The organism is Bauldia sp., from assembly GCF_020442045.1.
Classification (GTDB): Bacteria; Pseudomonadota; Alphaproteobacteria; order Rhizobiales; family Kaistiaceae; genus Bauldia.
In genome coordinates this window covers 21435-42670 of record NZ_JAGRLA010000006.1, presented here as the reverse complement: position 1 = coordinate 42670, position 21236 = coordinate 21435, and the positions used below count along the sequence as shown (strand labels likewise).

Below are 21236 nucleotides of genomic sequence, written 5' to 3'. Positions count from 1 at the left end.
GGGCGCTTCGGTGGACGGCGGCGCGCGTGTGCGGCGGCGAGCGGTGCGCGTTTTCGTGCGGGCGAGGTAGCGGAGCGCGCATCGCGGCGGTGATTGCCGGGTGAGGACAGGCGGAACGTGTCCTGTTATCGTGGGGATCCAACCCGGCGTTGAGTCTCCATCGGCCTTTCCCACGAAGCGTCCGTTCATGCGCGGTCTCTCCCTGCTGTTTCCGCCGCTGGCCATTCTCGTTTCGGTTGCCGCCTATGGTGCGCCCGGCTTTTTCGCGGCGGGGCGCGGGCTGATCGTTCCGCTGCTCACCGTCATCATGTTCGCGATGGGGCTGACGCTTCAGGCGGAGGATCTCCGCCGTGTGCTCAGGCGGCCGCAGATGATCGGGCTCGGCGTGGCCTTGCAGTATGGCGTGATGCCGCTCGCGGCCTTCGTCATCGGGACCGCCCTGTCGCTCCCGCCGGAGCTGCTTGCTGGCCTCGTCCTGCTCGGCTCGTGCCCTGGGGGCACGGCGTCGAACGTCATGAGCTACCTGGCCAAGGCCGACGTCGCGCTGTCGGTCAGCATGACGATGGCCTCGACGCTTCTCGCCGTGGTCGCGACGCCGACGCTGGTCTGGCTCTATGTCGGCAAGACCGTGCCGGTCGATGTCGCCGGCATGCTGGAGAGCCTGGTGCAGATCGTCGTCGTTCCGGTGGTTGCCGGCGCGCTGATCAATCACTGGTTCACGCGCTTCGTCGAGCCGGTGAAGGTGATCCTGCCGGCGGTCGCGGCGGCGGCCATCCTCGCCGTGATCGCGATCGTCGTCGCGCTCAACCACGACAGCCTCGCCGCGGCCGGACCCGCGGTCTTCGTCGCCGTGCTGCTGCACAACACCACCGGGCTTGCCTGCGGCTACCTCATCCCCCGGGCCTTCGGCATCGACCGCGTCACCTGCCGGACGCTGGCGATCGAAACCGGCATGCAGAATTCCGGCCTCGGCGTCGCCCTTGCCGTCCAGTATTTCTCGGCGCTCGCCGCGTTGCCCAACGCGCTCGCCAGCGTCTGGCAGAATATCTCCGGAGCGGCGCTCGCCGGCTTCTGGTCGACGCGGGTCGACAAGGCGCAGCGCAAGGCCGCCTAGGAGATGATGCCGATCCTGCGGCCGTGGCGGCCGGCCCAGAACGGGCCGTCGATGCCGGCGGCGATGACGACCAGCGCCACCACCTGGCAGGGCGCGACCTCCGCGCCGCCCTGACGACGGGCACGAAAGGCCGCGAAATCACTTGGCCGGACCCGGATTTCGGGCGTATAGGCGACTCCATGGCTGGGAACCCCAACGCGCGCCTGGAGGCGTTCTGCGACGGCGTGTTCGCGATCGCCATTACTTTGCTCGTCATCGAGGTCGGGCTGCCGGCAGGACGGGAAATCGACACGAACGCCGCTTTCTGGGAAGCGCTCCGGGACATCCTGCCGTCGATCCTCGCTTTCCTGCTCAGCTTCGTCGTCATCCTGATCACCTGGGTCAACCACCGTGCCGCGCTGATGCTGGTGGCACAGTCGTCTCCGGCCTTCATCTACGCCAACGGCCTCTTGCTGCTGACTGTCGCGTTCATTCCCTTCCCGACCGACATGCTCGGCGAATTCATCACCACCGACCACGCGGCGCCGGCGATGGTGATCTACGACGGGGTGATTGCCGTGCAGGCGCTCGCCTGGGTGCTGATCGGCCTGGCGGCGCTCAAGGGTGGACTGACGAAGGACGAGGCGGCTGCCGCGGTGATCCGGGCGAACACGCGGAATGGCGTGTTCGCCTTCGTGCTCTACGGGGCGGCGGCGATCGCAGCCTTCTGGATCCCGCAGACGGCGGCGATCCTTACGGCGGTGTCCTGGGGGTTCTGGCTGGTCTACGGCATCACGATCCACGGCAAGCCGGACCGAACCGCGGCGTGAGCGCCGCGGCTTGACGGCGGCCTTCGTTGACATCGCTCAAGGCAGACGACGCGCCTTGTCCTAACCTCGGCGCCGTCTTGACGACACCGCTCAAGGGGAGGGTTCGATGACCGACAGCGGCAGGCAGGTCGCGGTCCAGCGCCTCAAAGCGAAGCGCGATTTCAGGATGCATCTCGGCGCCTACGTTATCGTCAACCTGATGCTGGTCGGGATCTGGGCGTTTTCCGGCGCGGGTGCTTTCTGGCCCGGCTGGGTGATCCTCTTCTGGGGCGTTGGCCTGGCATTCAACGGCTGGTGGGCGTTCTTCGGCCAGCCTATCCTCGACAGCGAGATCGACCGGGAAATGGGCAAGGGCGGATAGGCGCTCTCGGCGCCGCCGCCCGCGATCCGAAATGCCGGATCGGGAAGGCGCGGCCGAAACGCGTCTGCGCCATATGTGGACCCGGCTAACCGGCCGCCGCCGGCTTCGGGCCGGTGCGCTCGATGGCGAGGAGGGCGACGACCAGGACGACCGCGGCGAGCGCGGCGTTGGACAGGAAGACGACGGCATAGCTGCCGGTCGTGTTGTAGAGCGTGCTCGATATCGCCATGCCGATCGCCGCGCCGAGGAGCTGCGCCGACATGGCGATGCCTCCGGCCTGGCCCTGCTGGCCGGGGGGAACCGAGCTCATCACCGCGCGCTGCGGCGGCAGGAAGAGGAAGGCCATCGACAGGCCCCATAGCAGCAGGCCCGGGAAGAGGATGGCGTAGTTGTCGGCCGAGACCGCGAGGCCGATCCACACCAGGCCGGCGAGGATCGTCGCGACGCCGGCGATCGACGGCCAGCGCTCGCCGTCGCGGTCGGTGATCCGGCCGGCAAGCGGGGCCGTGACGATCTGCGGCGCGACGGTCGGCAGGAGCGCGAGGCCGGCTTCAAGCGCGGAGAGCTTCAGCGCATCCTGGAGATAGAGGGCGCCGAAGACGAAGACCGCCATCTTGCTGTACTGGGCGAGGAAGATGACCAGGTTGCAGGCGGAGAAGGTCGGGTTGCGGAAGAGGGCGACCTCGATCAGCGCCGCCGAGCGGCGCTTCAGCTCGATCGCCACGAAGCCGACAAGGAGAAGAACACCGGCGACGAGCGCGCCGAGGATCGCCGGGCTCGGCCAGCCCCAGTCCGGCCCCTGCATGATGCCGAAGACGAGCGCCGAGAGGCCGAGGACGAGGGCGAGGAAGCCCGCCCTGTCGAACCGCTGGCGGACCGGCGCGGCGTGGTCGATGTTCCATTTGACCAGGACGACGAGCGCGACGGCCAGGACGATCGGCGGGTTGATCCAGAAGATCCAGCGCCACGAGGCGAGGTCGGTCAGGAGCCCGCCGACGAAGGGACCGAGGGCGAGGAATGTGGTGCCGATCGCGCCATAGACGCCGAGCGCCAGGCCGCGGCGGCTCTCGGGGAAGATGATGGTGATCATCGCCAGCGACGAGGGGAAGATGATCGCCGCGCCGACGCCCTGGATGCCGCGGGCGACGATAAGCCATGTGCCGGTTTGGGAGAAACCGCAGGCGAGGGAGGCGAGGCCGAAGACCAGGAGGCCGGCGATCATCAGCGCGCGATGGCCGACCATGTCGCCGAACTTGCCGGCGGCGGCGGCGAGCGCGGCGAGCGCCAGCATGTAGATATTGACGACCCAGTGCGAGCCGACCTCGGTCATGGCGAGGTCGGTCTGGATGGTCGGCAGGGCGACGCCGACCACCGTCTCGTCGAGGAGGATGACGCCGAGGATGGCGCCCATCGCCGCCAGGATCCACCACATGCGGCTGGTGATCGCGTCGTCCGGCATGTCGGTCCCCCCGGGGTTGTCGTGGCGATTCAGGCCGGTGCCTCTGCCTCGACCCACTCCTGGATGAAATGATCCGATGCGTGGATGCAGGTGATGACCAGCCGCTCGGGCCCGACGCTCTCGAAGCGGTGCGGGGTGTCGGGCGGAACGACGACGATGTCGCCGGCTTCGGCGATGACCGCGGCGCCATCGATGGTCATCGCGGCCTTGCCGGCATGGACGACCCAGGTCTCGGAATAGGGATGGAGGTGCAGCGCCGGGCCTTCGCCGGGCGCGGCGTCGACCAGAAAGACCGACACGCCGCCGCCATAGGGGCGGCCCTCGAAAGCGACGGTGCCGTTGTCGGAGCGTTTCTGGTCGGCCGGACGTATGACGTGGAACATCGGCGTTTCCCTCCGTCAGCGGGGTGCGACGATCTAGGGCCCGCGCGAGCATTCCGCCGTGACTCCGGCCACGGCGGCACGGGCATATCCGCGCGGATGTCATAGCGTCTTGTGGCGGATGCGGAAAGGCCGGCGTCACGGCGCGGAATCCGCCCGGCCCCTACCCGTGGTTGAGGCGCGCGCCTTTCCGGGATAGGCTCCGGGCAGAGGCGGCTCCGGACACCTTGACAAGGGGTGACCATGACACGGCTTCTTGCGCTATCCGCGTTTCTGATCGTTGCGCTCGGCGGAGCCCGGGCGTGGGCGGCCTGCGAGTATGACGGCGTCTACTACGAGGCGGGCACGCAACTCTGCTTCGGCGGCTGGCTGCAGGAATGCACGGTGGCCGGCTACTGGGGCGCCATCGGCATGTGCAAGGCCCCCGACGTGCCGGAACCCAGCGTCGATAACCGGCCGCTCGCCGAGACCCTGTTCGCCAAGGCGCTGGGCGACGAGCGGACGCCTGACGGGCCGCAATCGGCGATCCCGCGCTAGGTGATGGCACCGGGCGTTGCGTTCGTCAGCGATGTCGGCGATCGCATAGCGTATGCTCGGGAGTCCGTATGGCGCCTTGTGGGCGCCGTACCGGCTAAGGCGTAACCCGTGAAGTGGAAGCTCGATGTCCGACCTCGTTACACGCGCTTATTTTCGCAGAGCTGTTTTGGTCCAGACCAGTGTCGTCGGTCTGATGATCGTCGTGCTTGTCGGTGTCGTAGCCGCGATCGTCCGGAGCTGACCGTCAGGCCGCGGCCCTTGCCTTGTCCGCGGTGGCCTTCCGGCGCGGCTCGCCGCCCTTCGCTCCGGCGGGGCCGAAGAGCAGGGCCAGATAGTTGCGGAACTGCTCCGACTGGCGGGAGGTCAACCGGTCGTCGCCATAGGCGCGCTGGAGCACCAGTCCGCCCTCGATGATCGAGACGATGGTCTCGGCGAGCTGGCGGGCGGTGACGGGAAGCGCCGGCGGGTAGCGATCGATGACCTCCTGAAACAGGCGGACATACATCGACGTCCACTGCCTGAGAATGTCGGCGACGAAATCGCGAACCGACGGGTCGAACTGCATGCTCTCGTAGGTGTAGACCGCGTACATGCAGCCGGGCGACCGGTCGTCGTTCGACCGGCTGACATAGTCCTCGAACGTTTCGAGAAAGGCATAGGCCTGATCCAGCGGATCGTCGGATTCCGCCTCGGCCTCGCGGGCGAAACGCTCGAACATCTCCAGATCCTGCCGCGCATGCCACTCGACGAGCTCGCGGCCGAGGTCTGCCTTGCCCTTGAAGTGATGGAAGAAGGCGCCCTTGGTCAGGTCGGTGGCCTTGAGGATGTCGTCGATCGATGTCGCCGAGAAGCCGTTGTCCATCACCAGCTTCCTGGCCGCAGCAAGAATGCGCTTCTTGGTGTCCTCGCCACGACGGGCCATGACCGATTCCTCTCCATACCAACCGGTTTGTATATAAAGCGGCAAAAGGCCGATTGCAAGGGGCGGCAGAAAAACCCCGTAATTTCAGCCTATTATTGAAGGTGTGACGCTGATCACAGTGTCCGACTTGACTGCAAACCAACTAGTCGGTATGTAACAGACCAACTAGTCGGTATGTTTTGTCGCCGAGGGCGGCCCGGTCAAGGAGGAGCGTGTCATGAACGCCTTCGTCACATTGGTTGAAGAGAACCCCCTGGCGGTTGCCTTCGGCGCCCTTGGCCTGTTCTGTCAGCTGGTCTGGCCGCTGTTCCGGGCCCGCCGGGCGATCATGACCGCGCAGTTCGGCATCGGCGCCGACTACAGCGCGCACTACGCCCTGATGGATGCCTGGAGCGGTGCCGGCGTCGCCGCCATCGGCGCGACCCAGACAGCGGTGACCATCATCGCCGGCGACCGGCCGTGGCTGCGCTGGATGGGCCTGGTCTTCCTGCCGGTGGTGACGGTCATCTGCGCGGTGACCTGGTGCGGCATCGCCTCGCTGTTCGCGCTGGCCGCCGTCAGCCTGATCATGGTCGGCCGGATGCAGGGCGACACGTTGCGCGTCCGCCTCTTCATGCTGGCCGCCGCCCCCTTCGGCATGGGCTACGACATCGTCATCGGCTCGGTGCCGGCGCTGATCGGCGGCATCGTCTCGGCGACCATCGCCGTCGCCATGCTGGTCCGCGAGATCCGGGAGCGCCGCGCCGCGGCGGTCCCGGCCTGAAGTCGACGATCCACTGACTCGAGAGAAGAAGGAGACCCGGACGATGACCATGTTCGTGATCGAAGTGTCGCTGCCAGGGACCCGCGCGACCTCGCGCATCCGGCAGGCGATCCGTGCGGTCGGCTCGCATTTCGCGGCCCAGGCCAACTGGCGCCGCCAGGGGCGCGCCGTCATCGGCACGATGTCGGTCGATGTGCCGGACGACCGGGCGGCGCTGATGATCGTCCCGCCGGCGATGCGCGCCGACGCGCGGATCCATGCGACGCAGGCGCTCGCGGCTTGAAACGCCGCGGGTGCGCGCCACTTGACGATTGGCCGCTCATCCGCAGAGACTTGCGACAAGGGAGGCGCCAATGGACATTCGTGCAATGCTGGCCGAGGTCCCGTTGTTCGGCCAATCGCTTGATCCGGAGCAACTCGACGCCCTGGCCACCAAGGCCAAGGCGGTGCTGTTCGAGACCGGAACCCGGATCATTCACGAGAACGATTCCGGCACGACGATGTATGCGATCGTCAGAGGAACCGTGTCGGTGACGATCGAGGACACCGCCGGGACGCGAAGGGTGGCGACCCTCGGGCCGGGCCAGATCTTCGGCGAGATATCCCTGCTGACCGGACTGCCCCGTCTCGGGACGGTGACGGCCGACGGCCCCGTCGAAGCGGTGGAGATCAGCAAGGAGATGCTGCGGCCGATCCTGGAGGGCGCGCCGAAACTCTACGAGCGCCTCGGACACGTCCTGCAGAAACGACAGGGCGACCTCGACCAGATCGTCGATCCCGGCTTCTGGGCGCAGTTCGGGCGATCGCGCGAGAACCTTGCCACGGTCATGCGCCGGAACTTCCGCGAGGCGTCCTGACGGTCGACGTGCTAGTCTGACATAACGGCGATGGCGGTCATGGCGGCTCGTCGGGTGTCACGAGCGAGGAGCGGTGCGATGCGGTGGACGGTGTTGGTGGCAGCGGCCGCGATCGCGGCCGGAGTGGCGGCGGCGCGGGCGGAGACGCTTCCCTTGCCGGAAGGCGTGATCGGCCTGACGACGCCGGAAGGCGAGGCCCTGCTGTTCGGCGCCGAGGCGCGCAACGACTACTTCCCGCTCAGCATTCATTTCACGACGCAGGTCAATCCCGCCTATTGCGGACCGGCGACCATCGCCATGGTGCTCAACGCACTGGACGTGCCGCGACCGGCTTCGGACATGACGGTCGGGCTCGGCATGTTCGACCAGGAGAATATCTTCACGCCGGCGACCGACGCAGTGAAGCCGGCTTCGGCGATCCTCAGCCCGCCCTATGGGATGACCCTCGACGACCTCGGCGGGATGCTTGCGGCGCATGACCTCGAGGTCACCGTGGTGCACGCCGCCGACTCCGACGTCGATACCTTCCGCAAGACGGCGATCGCCGAGCTCGCCGACGACGACCATTTCATCCTGGTCAACTATCTCCGCAAGGCGATCGGCCAGGAAGCCGGCGGTCATATCTCGCCGCTTGGCGCCTATGACGCGGATACCGACCGTTTCCTGATCCTCGACGTGTCCCGCTACAAATACCCGCCGGTCTGGGTCAAGGCCGAGGCGTTGTTCGGGGCGATGAACACGATCGATTCCGACAATAACGACCAGACCCGCGGGTATGTCAGCGTCAGCCGATGAGGCGGGCGGCCCACGCCCTGTGCCTCGTCCTGGGCGCGACGGCGGTTTCGCGCGCGCAGGATGGCCCGACGATACTCGACACGCTGCCGGCTCCGGTCGGTGAGGCGACCTGGTGCGCTGACGAGGGGCCCGGCTTCACAACCCGGCGGGTCTTCGCGGGATTCATCATCTTCGCCGTGCAATGTCCGGGCAACAGCGCGAACTTCATCGAGGCGCTGGTCGTGGCCGACGACGAAGACGGAGCAAACGCGCGGGCACTCGTCTTTCCGACGCCCGACCCGCCCGATCCGGACTTCGCCTATGACGCGCTGTCGAACATCCGCTGGCTCGAGGGTGGCGTGGTCGGCGAGATCGCGGTCGACCCCGAAGAAATCACCGGACCGTGTCGTCACGAGGCGCGATGGCGGCTTGCCGGCACGCGGCCCGACCCGACGCTGATCTTCTGGCGTGAGACCGACGACTGCGACGGGAAAGGGGGTTGGGTCGTTCGCGTCGCGGAATAGATTGCCGCGGCGCCATTCCGACCCTCCTGTTTGCAAGCGAAAGGGCCGGCGGTAAGCTCGCCCTGTCACTCTCGTGCCATGACGTGGGAGGAAGCCAGAAATGTCAAAGGGACGCGACAGACCGGGCAAGGAAGCCCGCAAGCCGAAGGCCGAGAAGAACAAGAAGAAGAAGGGCGCGGCGACCCCGCCGCCAGGCGGAGCGACCAAGCCGGCGGTGGCCATCGGCAGCGGGGCCAAGACGTAAGGCGGCGACAGACGGGCGCCGCAGCCGGGTCGATTGATGCTTGAAGGGACGCCGACGCAGGCGGTGACAGCCAGGCTGTCCGATTTCGGCCCGGCGCCCGAGCCAGGTGACATCAGTGGCGCGGGTCGCGCCGTGCTCAAGGCCGACGCCTCCTGGCGTGGTCTCGGCCGCAACCCGCACCTGTCGCGCCGCTGTTCGCTCCGCGTCTGGCGGCAGGTCAGAGCGCGAATGGAAGGCATCGACACGCCGGTCCTCGGCGACGCCTGCCCATCGGGAGACCTGCTAGCCGACGCCCTCGCCGAAATGGACGGCAAGCCAGACGGTCGGGCCATCGGCGTCCGTCCAGGCGACGCGGTGAGGCTTGCGGGCGGGTAGGAAGGCGATGTCGCCGGGCGCGAGCCTCCGCTCGTCCTCGCCCTCGACGGCGAGGCCGGCCGAACCGGTCAGCAGGATCACCCATTCGTCATTCGGCTGGTCGTACCAGAAATCCGGCGGCGAGGCCTGGCCGGTCGAGACGATGCGCTCGATACGTATGCCCGGGCGGGCCAGGAGGGCGGTGATCTCCTCCTCGTCGGCCCGTCTCTTCACGCCGTCGAAGATGTTGTCCATGATGCTGTCGATCGCCTCCGTTCTTCGTCGATTTGAACCTTTGGCTTAGGCTTGCCTTCAGCAGGCGATTCTATCGTATGGGCATGCCGAAAGCCGATTTTTCCAAGTCCAAGGCAGCGGTGACCGTCAATCTCCCCGCCGGGATCGCGACCGCCTTCACCGGCAAGGACGGGACGATCTCGACCGAGGTGCCGATGCTCCGCGGCGAGAACGGCTTCACCGTCCATTCGCTGCTTACCACCGGTGAGACACTCCAAGAAACCAACGGGGTCTTCAATCCGTCGACCGCGGCATCCTACACGCCGGTCGGCCGCTTCGACGGCATCGGTGCGTTCAAGTCCGATTCCGGCACGGTGCGTGTCTTCGTCAATCACGAGATCGGTTCGGCCGCGGGCTACACGATTTCAGATGGCGGCTCCGGAAGGGTGTCGCTCGACGGCGCGCGCATCTCCTATTTCGACATCGACACCAAGACGATGGCGATCGTCGATGGCGGTCTCGCCTATGACGTGATCCATAACCGCGATGGCCAGGTCGTCTCCAGCGCCGGACAGCTCGAAATCCCCGGCGGGTTGCGCTCCTTCTGTTCGGGAGGCCTGTTCGAGGCCAATGGATTCGGAGCCGGTCACGGGCTCGCCGATCGCATCTATTTCGCCGGCGAAGAGGCCTCGGGCCCGCACGGCGGCACGGAATGGGCGCTCGATACCGCGACCGGCGACCTGTGGGCCGTCCCGGCATTCGGTCGCGCCCGCTTCGAGAATGTCGCGGAGCTCGACACCGGCGACGCGTCGCATGTCGCCTTCCTGCTGAGCGACGACTCGAGCGGCGCGGCGCTGCTCCTCTATGTCGGGACCAAGCATGCCGGGGGCAATTTCCTCGACCGGAACGGCCTGAAGGACGGGCAGCTCTATGTCTGGAAAGCCGATGATGGTGCGCTCTCTCCCTCGCAATTCACGGCCGGGACCAAGGCGGGAAGCTGGGTACCGATCGATGCGCGGGACATCTCCAAGGCCGGCCAGGCGGGCTATGACGCGGCCGGGTATGCCGACGCGTCGACGCTGACCGCCAAGGCCGACGGTCTCGGCGGGTTCTCCTTCCGCCGGCCGGAAGACGTGTCGGTCAATCCGGCCGAAGGGACGGAAGCGGTGTTCGCGACGACCGGGACCAATGCGAGCAGCAACAGGGCGGGGACGATCTACACGGTCTCGGTCGACTTCACCCAGATCGCCAATCCAACGGCATCGATCACGGTCCTCTACAACGCCAATCTCGATGCCGGCCAACGCATCCGCAATCCCGACAATCTCGACTGGGCGGATGACGGCCGCATCTATGTCCAGGAGGATCGCGCGGCGACAGGGCTGTTCGGCGACGGGGCAGCGAACGGCCACGATGCGTCGATCCTGCGCATCGACCCGACGACCGGCGCGATCCTCCGCGTCGCCGAAATGGACCGCTCGGCGATCGCCTTCGGCGCGACCGACGGCGCCGCGGGCGAGATCGGCACCTGGGAAAGCTCCGGAATCCTCGACGTCTCGTCGCTGTTCGGCAAGGCGCCGGGGACGTTGTTCCTCGCCGACGTCCAGGCGCATTCGATCGTCGACCCGAATCTCGCGTCGAGGGATCTCGACCAGGCCGGTCAGCTCGTCGCGATCACGGCACCGGGCGCGGGATTCGGCCCGGTCGTTTCGCGGACCGATGTCGACGGGGTCACCCGGGTCATCGGCTCGAAATTCGACGACACCATCATTGGCGACGGGGCGGCGAACCGGCTGATCGGACGGGCCGGAAACGATCGTATCGACGGCGGAGACGGCCGGGACGTGCTGCTCGGTGGCAGCGGGCGCGACCTGCTGGTCGACAGCGGTGACGGGCACGACCGCATCGGCGGCGGTCGCGGCGGCGACGAGATCGCCGGTGGCCTGGGGCGCGACGTGATGGCGGGCGGCAAGGGGCACGACGTCTTCGTCTTCCACGCGATCGAGGACGGCGGCGCGGCCAGGGGGGACCGGGACCGGATCAAGGATTTCCGGCATGGAGTCGATCTGATCGATCTTTCGGCGATCGACGCGAATGGCGCCGCGGCAGGCGACGCGGCGTTCTCGTTCCTCTCGGGCAAAAACGCGTCGTTCAGCGGCGCCGGCGCGGAGCTGCGCTGGTACCTGGTGAACCGCAAGGGCGACGCTCACGACAAGACGGTCGTCGCGGCCGATACCGATGGCGACCGGAAAGCCGATTTCAAGATCGAGCTGACCGGCCTGGTCCACCTGACAGGATCGGATTTCGTTCTCTAGGAGCGGTCGGGTTCGATCCGGTGGCGAGACGGCGCAAACCGCCCGTCAGGCCGGCCGCCTGCGGCTGCTCAGCGCGATGCGCGGCGGGGGAAGCGGGGCTCGCGCGACGGGCGGGCATAGGGCCAGCCCTGGAGATTGGGGACATTGCGGTAGATGCGGGAGTTCATGGGTCTTTCCTTATTGTTCTTGCGATTTCCACTTGCGATTCCGACGCCCGTTGGCGTCGACGTCGATATGCGTCGCGCCGCCGTGTTTGGGAACCACCACAAGGCCATAGCAGCCATGCAGCCGGCGCGCGGTGACCGTATTCACACGCGGCGGTCGGTGATCGGAACCGGAGAGGCCTGGTCGACTGGCGGCTACATGCCTTCGCCGGCTTCCGCCTTCAGGAACATGATCTGGGACGTATAGGCGTCGATCAGGCAGTCGTAGTTGGCGCCGCAGGCGTCCCGTGTCTTGAGGAACTTGGCCTGAGCGGACTTGACCTCGGAAACCTTGGCCGGCGACAGGCTGCCATTCGAGATCAGCGTGTAATAAAGGCCCGCGGTCTGGTCATCGAGCTTGGAAAGCTGCGGGTTGTCGCAGATCGCATGCTCGGTCGGGGTTTCCGCCTTGGCGCAATCGAACGAGGCGGCGTGGCCGGCGCCGGCAGCCACCGTGGCGGCGAGCGCGAGGGCAAGTATCGAGGCGATTCGGGTCATGACCGGTTTCCTCCGCTTGGTCCAGCGCCAGCCAGCAGACCCTCTCCACATGGCGAAGCGATGACGTCGGGTCATGTTGTCGAAAGGGTCAGCGTGCCGGCCCTAGCGCCGCCAGAAGTCACGGTGGGGGGCGACAAGCTCGTCCTCGATCTCCGGGAAGGGCCCGTGAACCTCGATCTCCTTCTGACCGGAGCCGAGCACGGTGCGCGAGGAGAGGTTCAACGTCGGGTTCGCCGGATCGCGGCCGATCAGGTCGAGAAGCTTCGTCTCCTCGACGCCGAAGACCAACCGGCCGATATTCGCCCAGTAGAGCGTTCCGGTGCACATCGCGCAGGGCTCAAAGGTCGAGACCATCGTGCAGGTCCACAGGAATTCGGGCGAATAGGCGACTGCCGCGCGGCGCGCGATTTCAGCTTCGGCATGATGGACGGTATCGATATTGCCCTGGCGCATGAGGATCGTGTCGTCGGGACCGACAAGCACCGCGCCGAACGGATGATGGCCATGCGCGGCCGCATCGCGGGCCACGGCGTCCGCCGCATGCAGGTGAGCGATCATCCGGTCGTGGTTCACGACGCGTATCCTCAGCCGTCATCCACCGATGACCGGCTTTCGGGGGGGATATTGTCCCGGAGAGCGGGATCCGGCAAGCCGGATTTTCGTCGCGCCCGTTGTCAGGCGCATGAGGGCTATTGCTCTTCCTCATAGGCAAGGTAGCGGATGATCCGCCACTTGCCGTCGGCCTCGCGGCGGAAGACATCCATGCCGGGCTCGATGCTGGTGACGTTGAGCGGCGAGATGAACAGCGTCCAGGTCAGCCGCACCACGGCGAGATCGCCCTCGACGATGATCTCGCGGATCTCGAGCTCACAGTGGAAGTCGTTGGCGGGATCGGCGATCGAATCCCTCAGCAGGCCACAGATCTCGTCATAGGTTCGCTCCGGCTGGCCGCGATAGTTGGAGACGGCTTCGCCTGAAAACAGGTCGCAGACGGCGTCGGACCGTCCGGCGTTGAAGTCGTCCGTCCATTGCTCGAGCCGGGCGCGGATATCGTCGGCGTCGCCGGCGACGGCGGGCGTCGCGAACGCCATCGCCGCGAGGAGTGCAAGGGCGCGAAGGCGCCTAGCCATGGGCACGGTGGTAATGGACCATCTCTTCCAGGCGCTCGCCGTCGATCCTGCCGCCGACGAAGAAGAGCACCACCAGCAGCCCGCCGATCGCCAGGCAGCCATCGACGAAGAACGCGATCGAAATACCGTCGGCGAGGACGGGATTGCTGACGACGATGGCGGTGTTGAGCCCGAGCCCGATCGAGCCGCCGGCGATCTGCGCCATATAGATGATCGCGCCGGCGAGACTCGATCGCGACTTGTCGAGGGCGGAGATGCCGGCCGTGGTGATCGAGGAATAGAAGAGGCCGACCCCCACGCCGAGGACCGCCATGCCGGGAATCAGCTCGGTGAAGGGCGACGTTTCGGCGATACGCGACAGCAGGAACATGCCGGCGGCAAGGGCCGCGGCCCCGGCGGTGACGACGATCTTGGGGCCGAGCCGGTTGTAGAGGGGGCCGGCGATGAAGGACGTTACGGCGAAGACGCCCATCATCGGAAGGAGGCCCGCGCCCGCTTCGATCGCCGAATAGTCGAGCCGCTTCATCATGAACTGGGGCAGGTAGAGCAGGGCGGCGAAGAACAGCGCCGACATCAGCAGGGTGGCGAGCGCCGCGGCGGCGAATTCGCGGTTGTCGAGGACGTCGCGCGGCACCAGGGCATGCTCGCCGGCGCGGTGCTCGACCAGGGCGAAGCCGACAAGCGCGAGGGCGGCGACGACGAAGAGGCCGATGATCCGCACGTCGAGCCAGCCGATGTCGGTGCCTTCGTCGAGGGCAAGCAGCAGCGCGATCAGGCCGGCCGACAGCACGGCGATGCCGCCATAGTCGATCTTGCGCTCGCCGGCGCCGACCCTGTCGGCGGCCACCACCCGCCAGGTGACGAAAATGCCGAAGACGGCGATCGGCAGGTTCAGGAAGAAGATGCCGCGCCAGCTCAACGTGTCGGTCAACGTGCCGCCGATCAGCGGGCCGACGGCGTTACCGAAGCCGGCCGCGCCCATGATGGTGCCACCGGCGAGGCCCTTCTTGCCGTCGGGCAGCAGGCCGTAGGTCATGCCCAGGATGGCAGGCCACATCATCGCGCCGCCGATCCCCATCACGAAGCGCGCGGCAAGCAGGACCCAGACATTGGGGGCGAAGCCGCCCAGGGTCGAAGCGACGGCGAAGACAAGGGCGCCGATGAAGAAGATGCGGCGGCGGCCGAACATGTCGGCGAGCCGTCCGCCGGTGACGATGAGGACGCCGAAGACCATGGCATAGCCATTGATGACCCACTGGGCCGTCGTCAGGTCGATGCCGAAATCCTTCTCGATGGCGGGGATCGCGACGGAAAGCGCGGTGAAGTCGTTGGCGACGATGAACACGCCGACGGCCATTGCCGCGAGCCCGAGCATCTCGGCCTTGCCCAGCGTCTCACCGCGTTGCTTGTCCGGTAGCGCCTTGTCCGCCATGGTCCGCCTCCCGAGAGCTCGCGCGAGTCAGGGAACAACTGTGCCACAGACGGGCTACCGGCGCACCCGTGGGCGAGTAGCCCCGATTACTCCCCGAAGGCCGCGGCCGTCTCGGCGATCTCCAGTTTGATCCATTTGCGGAAGTCCCGGACCTTGAGCGTCTCGCGGCGGGTCGAGGAGGTGATCAGCCAGTAGGCGAGGCCGGTCGCCGCGCGCTCGGGGAAAGGGGCGACGAGCTGGCCGACCGACAGGGCGTAGTGGGCGAGCGTCTGCCAGGCGAGCATCACGCCCTGGCCGGCGATCGCGGCGTCAAGCGCGAGTGCTGCGTCTGTGAAGGTGTTGCCCTCCTTGAGGTCCTTCTCGGCGAGACCGAAGGGCTTCAGCCAGACGTCCCAACTGATCGACGAATTGGCGTCGCGGACGATCGGCAGCGCGAGGAGGTCGCGGGGCTCGTGGATCCGCGCCGCCATGTCCGGCGCGCAGACCGGGAAAACCTCCTGCGGCAGCAGGAAGTCGCTCGCGACGCCGGGCCAGTCGCCCCTGCCGACGCGGAGCGCAATGTCGATGTCCGATGCGTCCGGGTCGACCATCGTCACCGACGCATCGAGGCGGACCTGGATATCGGGGTGCTGGCGCTGGTAGTCGGCGAGCCGGGGGACCAGCCACTTGGAGGCGAGGACCGGGGCGACCGAGATGGTGAGGATCGAATCCGAATGCCGGTGGGAGAGGCCGACCGCACCGTCGAGGATCCGGAAGCCGCTGGTCAACTGGCCGAGCAACTCGCGTCCGAAGGCGGCCGGCACGACGCCGCGGCTGGTGCGGTCGAAGACGGCCTTGCCGAGTTGCGTCTCGCACTTGATGACCTGCTGACTGACCGCTCCGGTCGAGACGCCGAGCTCGTCCGCGGCGGCGCGCAGCGACCCGAGCCTCCCGACGGCTTCGACGGCGCGGAGGCCATTGAGATGGATGCGATTGAGGTTTTGCATATAGATTTTCTATATCAATGGCCACATAAGGTCGATTGAAAACTTCCCTAATATGGCTGATTTCGACCGAGTTACCAAACTCGGAGAGAACGCCATGTTCACGATAAACTTGAATCGATGGATCGGGCGGGATTCGCGTTCACGGCGTCCGCAGCCGATCAGCGACGAAGCCCGCTGGGCCGAGGATCCGCTTTCCCATCCGGTGCTGAAGGCGATGAATGCCCGCGAGCTGGCGGACATTCCCTTCCCGCGCATGCGGGCCGAGCTCAGGGCCGCGGCGCGCTGTTCCTCGCGGTGAAGATGCGGTGACGCCCGGCGGTCAGTGGCCGCCCTGCTGCTTCGCCGCCCATTGGTGGTTCTCGCGGGCGAAGGTGGTTTCGGCGTCATCGACGAGGCGGGCGAAGGCCTCCTCGGTGTCGGTCTCCTCGAGCTGGCCGAGCATCAGTCCGGTCTCGTAGGCGGCGATGGTGTAGCTCGCTGCGAGCTGGTTGTACTTGTTGGCCTGCATCCAGCCGAGGATCGACGATGCGATGATGATCAGCGGCTCGATGGCGATGCGGTCGAGCTCGTGGTGGTAGACGATCTTGAGCAGCGCCACGACGAAGCCGATGAGGAGCACGATGATGCAGGCGGTGACCCAGGCGAGGCCCGCCCGGCGGTTGCCGGCTGCCTTATGCGCGTACCAGTCCACCTGATCGCCGAGCCGGTTGTCGCGATAATAGTCGCGGCGGGTGACGAGGTCGCCGGCGCGAATCTCGTCCATCTCCGCGGTGATCGCCTCGGTGCCGGGCCTGCCGCCGGCGACATGGGCGCCGAGATCGTGCTGGCCGGTCATGGTGGTCCTGAGGTAGTCGCGAAAGCTGGCGCGCGCCTTGTCATTATCCTCGAAGGGTTCCGCCCGCATCGCGTAGCGCCAGGCGTAGGACTTCACCTGTTCGGCGATCGCCCGGGTGAGACCCCAGGCCTGCTCGGGCTTGCGAATCGTGCGGTAGGAGAGGAAGCCGATCGCGACGACGAAGATGACGGCGTAGGCGACGTGGAGGAGCCGGTCGGCCTCGGGGATCAGCAGAAAGGCGGAGGCGAGGATGAGCAGGATATACTCGCCCGCGATCAACGCCAGGAAGAGGCGATGGAAACGGGCTGCCGCCTTGTCGGCGGAATGATACAAGGCTGGATAGGTCATCTCCGGCATGACCGTGGTTCCCCGTCTTTCGGTCGCATAAGAACAAGCGCGGTCTTATAGCAAAGGCGGACGGGCACGGCGACGCCCGGAGCGACCGAATCGACCGGTTTTTGCGAGGGCAGGGGAGGCAGCAAGGATGATCCGGGTTGGCATCGGCGGGTGGACCTTCGCGCCCTGGCGCGGGGCTTTCTATCCGGAAGGCCTGAAGCATGCCGACGAACTGCGCTATGCCGGCGAGCACCTGACGACGATCGAGATCAACGGCACCTTCTACCGGACCCAATCGGCCAAGAGCTTCGCCAAGTGGCGCGAGGAGACGCCGGACGGCTTCGTCTTCTCGCTCAAGGGGCACCGCGCCGTGGTCAACAAGAAGGTGCTGGCGGAGGCCGGCGAGGGAATCGACTGGTTCCTCAATTCGGGGCTGGTCGAACTTGGCGACAAGCTCGGCCCGATCCTCTGGCAATTCGCGCCGTTCAAGAGGTTCGACGCGGATGACTTCGGCGCCTTCCTCGGGCTGCTGCCCGCGGAGAAGGACGGGTTGAGGCTTCGCCACGTCGTCGAGGTCCGGCATCGGAGCTTCCTGGCGCCGGAATGCGTGGACCTGCTGCGCAAGCATGGCGTCGCCGTGGTCTATGCGGAATCGGACGACTATCCGGCGATCGCCGACGTGACGGCCGACTTCGTCTATGCCCGGCTGCAGCAGACCGCAGAGGCGGTGCCGACCGGCTATCAACCCGCCGAACTCGATCGCATTGCCGGCATGGCGAAGACCTGGGCGGCCGGCGGCAGCCCGCAGGACCTGCCGTGTTTCGGAACGGCCGTCGTGGAGAAAGAACCGCGGGACGTCTTTCTCTACATGATCTCGGGCGCCAAGGTCCGCAATCCGGCGGCGGCGATGGCGCTGATCGAGCGGGTTGCCTGAGGCGCCTCCTCACGAACGACCGTTTCCGCCGCCCGCATCCTCTCCCCCGTTTGTGTTGTCGTCCTCCGGCTTGACCGGAGGACGACGGTGGATGGGTTACGGGGCCAAGCCGAAGGTTGCCGATGCGACCAAGCCATACCGTCGCTCGCCTCCAATCGCGCCCCCATCCAATTTGAACTGCCGTCCCGGGCTTTTCTGCGGTTCCGGCTGAGCCTCAGAGCGAGGCGAACTTGGTGTAGCCGTCGGGCAGGGGCTTGCCGGTCCGCGCCGCTTCGTCCTCGATCGTCCGGAGGAGGTTCAGCAGGGTCTCTTCGAAGTCGGGCACCGTCTCGCCCTCGGCCAGCGCCAGACGCTCGAGACCGATGCCGGCGGCCTGATCCCCCTCGCCCTCGAGCGGAATGCCGATCTCGGCGATCTCGATGTAGCCGTCGGGCGGATAGGCGGCCGGTGTGCCGGGCGCGGTGCCCGGCAGCGGATAGTAGACACCGACGGAGTGGAAATTCGGGCTATTCGGATGGCCCGGCGGCGCGAAGACGCCCGAGCCGTCGCCGGCCGCGACCGCTTCTTCGGCCGACCGCTCGTAGAAGGTTCCGGAGGCGAGCGTGTCGATGCGCTCGATATGCGGCGCGAGCTCTTCGGTCGAGACATAGAGCATCCGATTCGGATCGAGGCCGCGCCGCCTGACCAGGAAGTCGATGAGAAGGGCGAGCAGCGAGCCGTCGGCCGGGCCCGGCTTCTGCAGGCCGATGATATTGAAGCCGGGGAGCACGCCGGGCCGATCACGTTCGGCGATGTCGGAGACCCGCGCGACCGGCTGGATGACGAGCTCGGGAGCGACCGGCGGTTCAGGACGGGTTTCATCGTAGCGGAGGCCGTCGTTGTATTCGTCGCCGGTGATCAGGCCGAGCGGCGGAACCTGGCCGAAGCCGAGCCGGCCGAAATGGGAGACCGTGTCGTCGGCGATCGCGTCGATCGGCCCGGCTACGGCGAAGGCATGGCGCCCGCCGATCACCAGCCCGGCCGCGCCAGTCGCGGCGATCTGCAGCAAATGCCTGCGATCAAGGGTCATCGGCCGTCTCCTCCTTCGGTGATTTCGGAGGGCAAACAGAGACAATCGGGCGATGCCAGTCAAATGACGTCTTCTTAACGTTCCGCATGCGTTTCCAAACAGGGCGATCACGGAACCTGTCGGCCTGTTGCCAATGGTGACCCCCGGGCCGCATTCGTGCCCCATTCCGCCAGAAGAAAGCGCCGGTCGCTTCGTCGTCATTCGCCGCGGAGCGGATTGGGGCCTGGGGGACGCATCGGGGGTTTGTTTGATGCGGTTCTCGGAAAAGGAAATATCAGAGTGGGGTTTGTGAATTCGCGCATCGGCGCGTTTGGAGTGGCCATCGCAATGAGTGTCGCGATGGTTGGTTTGACAGGCCAGGCCGAAGCAGCCAGCCAGTGCGGCAAGGCCTCCTGGTACAAGATGGGAACGAAGACCGCGAGCGGCGAGAAGATGAATGCCCGGGCACTCGCCGCCGCACACCGGAGCCTCCCCTTCGGAACCAAGGTCCGGGTCGAGAATCTCGCCAATGGGCGTTCGGTCATCGTGCGTATCAACGACCGGGGTCCCTTTGCCGGCGGCCGGGTGATCGATCTCACCCAGGGCGCGGCGGAGAAGATTGGAATGATCCATTCGGGCGTTGCCCCCGTGAAGCTGACGGTCGTCGGCGGCAAGGGGAAGCTGTCCGGAAACTGCCGCTAGGCGATTCCGGGGAAAGCGCCGCGCGCGCTTTCACCTGAATGTCCCGGCGCGCAGGACGAGTTGCTGCTCGGCGAGCAAGTGTGGGGCGTGACCGAGCGCGAGCGTCCCGGTGACGAAGGCCATGGCCTTCGTTGCCGGGACTATCGTCCCATCCTGAACAGACTGAGATTCCTGACGCGGCCATAGTCGCGGCGGTCGAAGGCGCGCTGCTTCGCCTCGCAGGAGCGCTTTTCCGATTCCAGCAGACGCCGGATCGAGGCCTGCAGCGCGCCGCAGCTCTTGTTGGTCATCCGCTGGGCCTTGGCAACGAAGCTGTTACCGCACTGGATATAGATGTTGCGGTGGGTCGATTCGTGCCGCTTGGCGAAGGAGACGAAGCTCCGCCATGCGTTGCGGGTGCTCGACGCCATGGCCGATTCGCTGCGCGCCCTTGGCAGGGTCATGGTGAAAGCGATGTGGAGGTTGACCGCGCTTGCGCGGCATGTGCCACCGCTTGACTTGGTCGCCATCGACAGGCGGTAGTTCGGCCGGACGTTGGCGACCGCGTCGCCGCGATCACCGCGGAAGGGATGCGATCGCATATAGGAGACGAGCGAACGGGCCGTCGATCCGCTGACATAGTATGAGCGGTACTGGGTGGAGGTCTTGACACCGGCCCATGCCGACGTGGCGATGCCAGCCGCCAGTGCGACCGACACCGCGATCCGCGCCGCGCGCCGATATGAACGGGTGATGACGACCATGCTCTCAGCTCCCGACCCGGAGTCTAGACAGACCGCGAGAAAAGGAAACCCCCGATGGCGCCCGGCTTCTCAGGTTTTGCGCCAGGTGTGTTCGACATGTCTCAGGTAGCGCCCGGCGGGAAAGGGAAGCGCAACGGGAGGTAGGTCAACGCGTCGCGAGGTGCTGCCTGAGATCGGCGACACCGGCCTCGATCGCCCGCTCCGCGTCCGCTTCCATCTGACGATAGCGGGTGAGCACGAATTCGCCGAGCTCGGTGAGGCGTGCGCCGCCGCCGCCACCCGAACCGCCCTTCTCGGTCTCGACGAGCGGGGCGCGGAAGGCGGCGTTGAGCTCCTGGACGAGGCTCCAGCCGCGCTTGTAGCTCATATCGAAGCGGCTCGCCGCGGCGGTCAGCGACCGGGTGTCGCGGATCGCCTCGAGGAGATTCGCCTTGCCCGGGCCAATCGCGACGCCGGGCTTGAGGACGACGCGAAAGCGAAGGCCCTCGGTGATATTCGCGAACTGGGCCACGTCACTCGCCTCCTTCGCGCAAGCCCTACCAAGCGGATTCGATCGCGCCGGAATGCTTCGAGATATTGGTGAATTCGAGCAAGGCCATCCTCGACAATCCCCCCTCCGGCGGCGGCGCGCCGGCAATTTCCCGTCGTCCTTCCCGCCGGGAGCGTTGCCGGCGGCTCGGCGAGCCAGCTTAGCGACTAGCCGACCATCCGGACAGCCGTCAATTGAGCCCGCCGGCCGATC

Annotated in this window: 27 protein-coding genes; 14 read left to right on the top strand and 13 right to left on the bottom strand. The window is 66.7% G+C overall.

The features are described from left to right. Positions 1 to 187 precede the first annotated feature (187 nt). From KDJ86_RS00850 to KDJ86_RS00840, 3 genes are all read left to right on the top strand, one after another. Positions 188 to 1114: a bile acid:sodium symporter family protein gene (locus tag KDJ86_RS00850; RefSeq protein WP_291741650.1), complete on the top strand. Its 927-nt coding sequence runs from the start codon at positions 188 to 190 to the stop codon at positions 1112 to 1114. 179 nt (positions 1115 to 1293) lie between these two features. Continuing rightward, positions 1294 to 1923 (top strand): TMEM175 family protein, encoded by a 630-nt coding sequence (locus KDJ86_RS00845; protein WP_291741648.1) that lies wholly within the window; start codon positions 1294 to 1296, stop codon positions 1921 to 1923. Between the two features lie 106 nt (positions 1924 to 2029). Next, complete coding sequence (locus KDJ86_RS00840; RefSeq protein WP_291741645.1) at positions 2030 to 2284, top strand: 2TM domain-containing protein; 255 nt, start codon at positions 2030 to 2032, stop codon at positions 2282 to 2284. Positions 2285 to 2369: 85 nt separating this feature from the next. On the opposite strand, the gene KDJ86_RS00835 is transcribed toward KDJ86_RS00840, so the two are convergent. Both KDJ86_RS00835 and KDJ86_RS00830 read right to left on the bottom strand, forming a co-directional pair. Next, the gene (locus KDJ86_RS00835) at positions 2370 to 3743 is read right to left on the bottom strand and encodes an MFS transporter (protein WP_291741642.1); all 1374 of its coding nucleotides are present in this window, start codon (positions 3741 to 3743) and stop codon (positions 2370 to 2372) included. Between the two features lie 29 nt (positions 3744 to 3772). Further along, positions 3773 to 4126: a cupin domain-containing protein gene (locus KDJ86_RS00830; protein ID WP_291741640.1), complete on the bottom strand. Its 354-nt coding sequence runs from the start codon at positions 4124 to 4126 to the stop codon at positions 3773 to 3775. Between the two features lie 240 nt (positions 4127 to 4366). Between KDJ86_RS00830 and KDJ86_RS00825 the strand changes: the two genes are divergently transcribed. Then, on the top strand, positions 4367 to 4660 hold the full coding sequence (locus tag KDJ86_RS00825) for a hypothetical protein (protein WP_291741637.1): 294 nt from the start codon (positions 4367 to 4369) through the stop codon (positions 4658 to 4660). A gap of 244 nt (positions 4661 to 4904) precedes the next feature. On the opposite strand, the gene KDJ86_RS00820 is transcribed toward KDJ86_RS00825, so the two are convergent. After that, positions 4905 to 5582, bottom strand: coding sequence for a TetR/AcrR family transcriptional regulator (locus tag KDJ86_RS00820; RefSeq protein WP_291741633.1), 678 nt, complete (start codon positions 5580 to 5582; stop codon positions 4905 to 4907). A gap of 217 nt (positions 5583 to 5799) precedes the next feature. On the opposite strand from KDJ86_RS00820, the gene KDJ86_RS00815 reads away from it, so the two are divergent. The 6 genes from KDJ86_RS00815 (at position 5800) to KDJ86_RS00790 (ending at position 8744) form a co-directional block, all read left to right on the top strand. Next, positions 5800 to 6345: a YgjV family protein gene (locus KDJ86_RS00815; RefSeq protein ID WP_291741631.1), complete on the top strand. Its 546-nt coding sequence runs from the start codon at positions 5800 to 5802 to the stop codon at positions 6343 to 6345. Between the two features lie 43 nt (positions 6346 to 6388). Further along, positions 6389 to 6628: a hypothetical protein gene (locus tag KDJ86_RS00810; RefSeq protein WP_291741628.1), complete on the top strand. Its 240-nt coding sequence runs from the start codon at positions 6389 to 6391 to the stop codon at positions 6626 to 6628. A 70-nt stretch (positions 6629 to 6698) separates the two neighbouring features. Continuing rightward, a complete protein-coding gene (locus KDJ86_RS00805) occupies positions 6699 to 7202 on the top strand; it encodes a cyclic nucleotide-binding domain-containing protein (protein WP_291741625.1) in 504 nt (167 codons plus the stop codon). A 78-nt stretch (positions 7203 to 7280) separates the two neighbouring features. Further along, on the top strand, positions 7281 to 7997 hold the full coding sequence (locus KDJ86_RS00800) for a phytochelatin synthase family protein (protein WP_291741622.1): 717 nt from the start codon (positions 7281 to 7283) through the stop codon (positions 7995 to 7997). Then, complete coding sequence (locus KDJ86_RS00795; RefSeq protein ID WP_291741619.1) at positions 7994 to 8500, top strand: hypothetical protein; 507 nt, start codon at positions 7994 to 7996, stop codon at positions 8498 to 8500. The genes KDJ86_RS00800 and KDJ86_RS00795 overlap by 4 nt, the downstream gene beginning before the upstream one ends. Before the next feature lie 100 nt (positions 8501 to 8600). Continuing rightward, positions 8601 to 8744 (top strand): hypothetical protein, encoded by a 144-nt coding sequence (locus tag KDJ86_RS00790; protein WP_291741617.1) that lies wholly within the window; start codon positions 8601 to 8603, stop codon positions 8742 to 8744. 282 nt (positions 8745 to 9026) lie between these two features. Here KDJ86_RS00790 and KDJ86_RS00785 read toward each other — a convergent pair whose 3' ends face one another. Beyond that, positions 9027 to 9353: a cupin domain-containing protein gene (locus KDJ86_RS00785; RefSeq protein WP_291741615.1), complete on the bottom strand. Its 327-nt coding sequence runs from the start codon at positions 9351 to 9353 to the stop codon at positions 9027 to 9029. A gap of 77 nt (positions 9354 to 9430) precedes the next feature. Between KDJ86_RS00785 and KDJ86_RS00780 the strand changes: the two genes are divergently transcribed. Then, entirely contained in the window at positions 9431 to 11647 is a 2217-nt protein-coding gene (locus tag KDJ86_RS00780) for an alkaline phosphatase PhoX (RefSeq protein ID WP_291741613.1), read from the top strand. Positions 11648 to 12006: 359 nt separating this feature from the next. Here KDJ86_RS00780 and KDJ86_RS00775 read toward each other — a convergent pair whose 3' ends face one another. The 5 genes from KDJ86_RS00775 to KDJ86_RS00755 all read right to left on the bottom strand — a co-directional run bounded on the left by KDJ86_RS00775 (position 12007) and on the right by KDJ86_RS00755 (position 15896). After that, positions 12007 to 12348: a lysozyme inhibitor LprI family protein gene (locus tag KDJ86_RS00775; protein WP_291741609.1), complete on the bottom strand. Its 342-nt coding sequence runs from the start codon at positions 12346 to 12348 to the stop codon at positions 12007 to 12009. A 102-nt stretch (positions 12349 to 12450) separates the two neighbouring features. After that, positions 12451 to 12921 carry a nucleoside deaminase gene (locus tag KDJ86_RS00770; RefSeq protein ID WP_291741607.1) on the bottom strand — a complete coding sequence of 157 codons (471 nt, stop codon included), beginning with the start codon at positions 12919 to 12921 and terminating at the stop codon, positions 12451 to 12453. 116 nt (positions 12922 to 13037) lie between these two features. Beyond that, on the bottom strand, positions 13038 to 13478 hold the full coding sequence (locus KDJ86_RS00765; RefSeq protein ID WP_291741605.1) for a YybH family protein: 441 nt from the start codon (positions 13476 to 13478) through the stop codon (positions 13038 to 13040). Continuing rightward, positions 13471 to 14910 carry an MFS transporter gene (locus tag KDJ86_RS00760; RefSeq protein WP_291741602.1) on the bottom strand — a complete coding sequence of 480 codons (1440 nt, stop codon included), beginning with the start codon at positions 14908 to 14910 and terminating at the stop codon, positions 13471 to 13473. Before KDJ86_RS00760 ends, KDJ86_RS00765 begins: the two co-directional genes overlap by 8 nt. An 86-nt stretch (positions 14911 to 14996) precedes the next feature. Beyond that, on the bottom strand, positions 14997 to 15896 hold the full coding sequence (locus tag KDJ86_RS00755) for a LysR substrate-binding domain-containing protein (protein WP_291741600.1): 900 nt from the start codon (positions 15894 to 15896) through the stop codon (positions 14997 to 14999). A gap of 94 nt (positions 15897 to 15990) precedes the next feature. Here KDJ86_RS00755 and KDJ86_RS00750 point away from each other — a divergent pair, with 94 nt between their 5' ends. Continuing rightward, positions 15991 to 16194 (top strand): hypothetical protein, encoded by a 204-nt coding sequence (locus tag KDJ86_RS00750; protein WP_291741598.1) that lies wholly within the window; start codon positions 15991 to 15993, stop codon positions 16192 to 16194. A 21-nt stretch (positions 16195 to 16215) separates the two neighbouring features. On the opposite strand, the gene KDJ86_RS00745 is transcribed toward KDJ86_RS00750, so the two are convergent. Beyond that, positions 16216 to 17088 (bottom strand): DUF4231 domain-containing protein, encoded by an 873-nt coding sequence (locus tag KDJ86_RS00745; protein WP_291741596.1) that lies wholly within the window; start codon positions 17086 to 17088, stop codon positions 16216 to 16218. 127 nt (positions 17089 to 17215) lie between these two features. Here KDJ86_RS00745 and KDJ86_RS00740 point away from each other — a divergent pair, with 127 nt between their 5' ends. Continuing rightward, positions 17216 to 18001 carry a DUF72 domain-containing protein gene (locus tag KDJ86_RS00740; RefSeq protein ID WP_291741592.1) on the top strand — a complete coding sequence of 262 codons (786 nt, stop codon included), beginning with the start codon at positions 17216 to 17218 and terminating at the stop codon, positions 17999 to 18001. A gap of 214 nt (positions 18002 to 18215) precedes the next feature. Here KDJ86_RS00740 and KDJ86_RS00735 read toward each other — a convergent pair whose 3' ends face one another. Beyond that, on the bottom strand, positions 18216 to 19070 hold the full coding sequence (locus KDJ86_RS00735; protein WP_291741589.1) for a hypothetical protein: 855 nt from the start codon (positions 19068 to 19070) through the stop codon (positions 18216 to 18218). A gap of 327 nt (positions 19071 to 19397) precedes the next feature. Between KDJ86_RS00735 and KDJ86_RS00730 the strand changes: the two genes are divergently transcribed. Continuing rightward, a complete protein-coding gene (locus KDJ86_RS00730) occupies positions 19398 to 19751 on the top strand; it encodes a septal ring lytic transglycosylase RlpA family protein (RefSeq protein ID WP_291741658.1) in 354 nt (117 codons plus the stop codon). Positions 19752 to 19891: 140 nt separating this feature from the next. Here KDJ86_RS00730 and KDJ86_RS00725 read toward each other — a convergent pair whose 3' ends face one another. Continuing rightward, the gene (locus tag KDJ86_RS00725) at positions 19892 to 20494 is read right to left on the bottom strand and encodes a DUF922 domain-containing protein (RefSeq protein WP_291741586.1); all 603 of its coding nucleotides are present in this window, start codon (positions 20492 to 20494) and stop codon (positions 19892 to 19894) included. Positions 20495 to 20639: 145 nt separating this feature from the next. Further along, positions 20640 to 21005 carry a winged helix-turn-helix domain-containing protein gene (locus KDJ86_RS00720; RefSeq protein ID WP_291741583.1) on the bottom strand — a complete coding sequence of 122 codons (366 nt, stop codon included), beginning with the start codon at positions 21003 to 21005 and terminating at the stop codon, positions 20640 to 20642. Between the last annotated feature and the right edge of the window lie 231 nt (positions 21006 to 21236).

Excerpts from the sequence above, each read along its gene's own strand:
- KDJ86_RS00840 (WP_291741645.1), top strand. The coding sequence starts at position 2,030 with ATGACCGACAGCGGCAGGCAGGTCGCGGTCCAGCGCCTCAAAGCGAAG.
- KDJ86_RS00765 (WP_291741605.1), bottom strand. The coding sequence starts at position 13,478 with ATGGCTAGGCGCCTTCGCGCCCTTGCACTCCTCGCGGCGATGGCGTTC.
- KDJ86_RS00835 (WP_291741642.1), bottom strand. The coding sequence starts at position 3,743 with ATGCCGGACGACGCGATCACCAGCCGCATGTGGTGGATCCTGGCGGCG.
- KDJ86_RS00735 (WP_291741589.1), bottom strand. The coding sequence starts at position 19,070 with ATGACCCTTGATCGCAGGCATTTGCTGCAGATCGCCGCGACTGGCGCG.
- KDJ86_RS00800 (WP_291741622.1), top strand. The coding sequence starts at position 7,281 with ATGCGGTGGACGGTGTTGGTGGCAGCGGCCGCGATCGCGGCCGGAGTG.
- KDJ86_RS00740 (WP_291741592.1), top strand. The coding sequence starts at position 17,216 with ATGATCCGGGTTGGCATCGGCGGGTGGACCTTCGCGCCCTGGCGCGGG.
- KDJ86_RS00810 (WP_291741628.1), top strand. The coding sequence starts at position 6,389 with ATGACCATGTTCGTGATCGAAGTGTCGCTGCCAGGGACCCGCGCGACC.
- KDJ86_RS00845 (WP_291741648.1), top strand. The coding sequence starts at position 1,294 with ATGGCTGGGAACCCCAACGCGCGCCTGGAGGCGTTCTGCGACGGCGTG.
- KDJ86_RS00780 (WP_291741613.1), top strand. The coding sequence starts at position 9,431 with ATGGGCATGCCGAAAGCCGATTTTTCCAAGTCCAAGGCAGCGGTGACC.
- KDJ86_RS00750 (WP_291741598.1), top strand. The coding sequence starts at position 15,991 with ATGTTCACGATAAACTTGAATCGATGGATCGGGCGGGATTCGCGTTCA.
- KDJ86_RS00805 (WP_291741625.1), top strand. The coding sequence starts at position 6,699 with ATGGACATTCGTGCAATGCTGGCCGAGGTCCCGTTGTTCGGCCAATCG.
- KDJ86_RS00815 (WP_291741631.1), top strand. The coding sequence starts at position 5,800 with ATGAACGCCTTCGTCACATTGGTTGAAGAGAACCCCCTGGCGGTTGCC.
- KDJ86_RS00755 (WP_291741600.1), bottom strand. The coding sequence starts at position 15,896 with ATGCAAAACCTCAATCGCATCCATCTCAATGGCCTCCGCGCCGTCGAA.
- KDJ86_RS00730 (WP_291741658.1), top strand. The coding sequence starts at position 19,398 with ATGAGTGTCGCGATGGTTGGTTTGACAGGCCAGGCCGAAGCAGCCAGC.
- KDJ86_RS00745 (WP_291741596.1), bottom strand. The coding sequence starts at position 17,088 with ATGCCGGAGATGACCTATCCAGCCTTGTATCATTCCGCCGACAAGGCG.
- KDJ86_RS00725 (WP_291741586.1), bottom strand. The coding sequence starts at position 20,494 with ATGGTCGTCATCACCCGTTCATATCGGCGCGCGGCGCGGATCGCGGTG.
- KDJ86_RS00785 (WP_291741615.1), bottom strand. The coding sequence starts at position 9,353 with ATGGACAACATCTTCGACGGCGTGAAGAGACGGGCCGACGAGGAGGAG.
- KDJ86_RS00850 (WP_291741650.1), top strand. The coding sequence starts at position 188 with ATGCGCGGTCTCTCCCTGCTGTTTCCGCCGCTGGCCATTCTCGTTTCG.
- KDJ86_RS00825 (WP_291741637.1), top strand. The coding sequence starts at position 4,367 with ATGACACGGCTTCTTGCGCTATCCGCGTTTCTGATCGTTGCGCTCGGC.
- KDJ86_RS00830 (WP_291741640.1), bottom strand. The coding sequence starts at position 4,126 with ATGTTCCACGTCATACGTCCGGCCGACCAGAAACGCTCCGACAACGGC.
- KDJ86_RS00775 (WP_291741609.1), bottom strand. The coding sequence starts at position 12,348 with ATGACCCGAATCGCCTCGATACTTGCCCTCGCGCTCGCCGCCACGGTG.
- KDJ86_RS00760 (WP_291741602.1), bottom strand. The coding sequence starts at position 14,910 with ATGGCGGACAAGGCGCTACCGGACAAGCAACGCGGTGAGACGCTGGGC.
- KDJ86_RS00795 (WP_291741619.1), top strand. The coding sequence starts at position 7,994 with ATGAGGCGGGCGGCCCACGCCCTGTGCCTCGTCCTGGGCGCGACGGCG.
- KDJ86_RS00790 (WP_291741617.1), top strand. The coding sequence starts at position 8,601 with ATGTCAAAGGGACGCGACAGACCGGGCAAGGAAGCCCGCAAGCCGAAG.
- KDJ86_RS00820 (WP_291741633.1), bottom strand. The coding sequence starts at position 5,582 with ATGGCCCGTCGTGGCGAGGACACCAAGAAGCGCATTCTTGCTGCGGCC.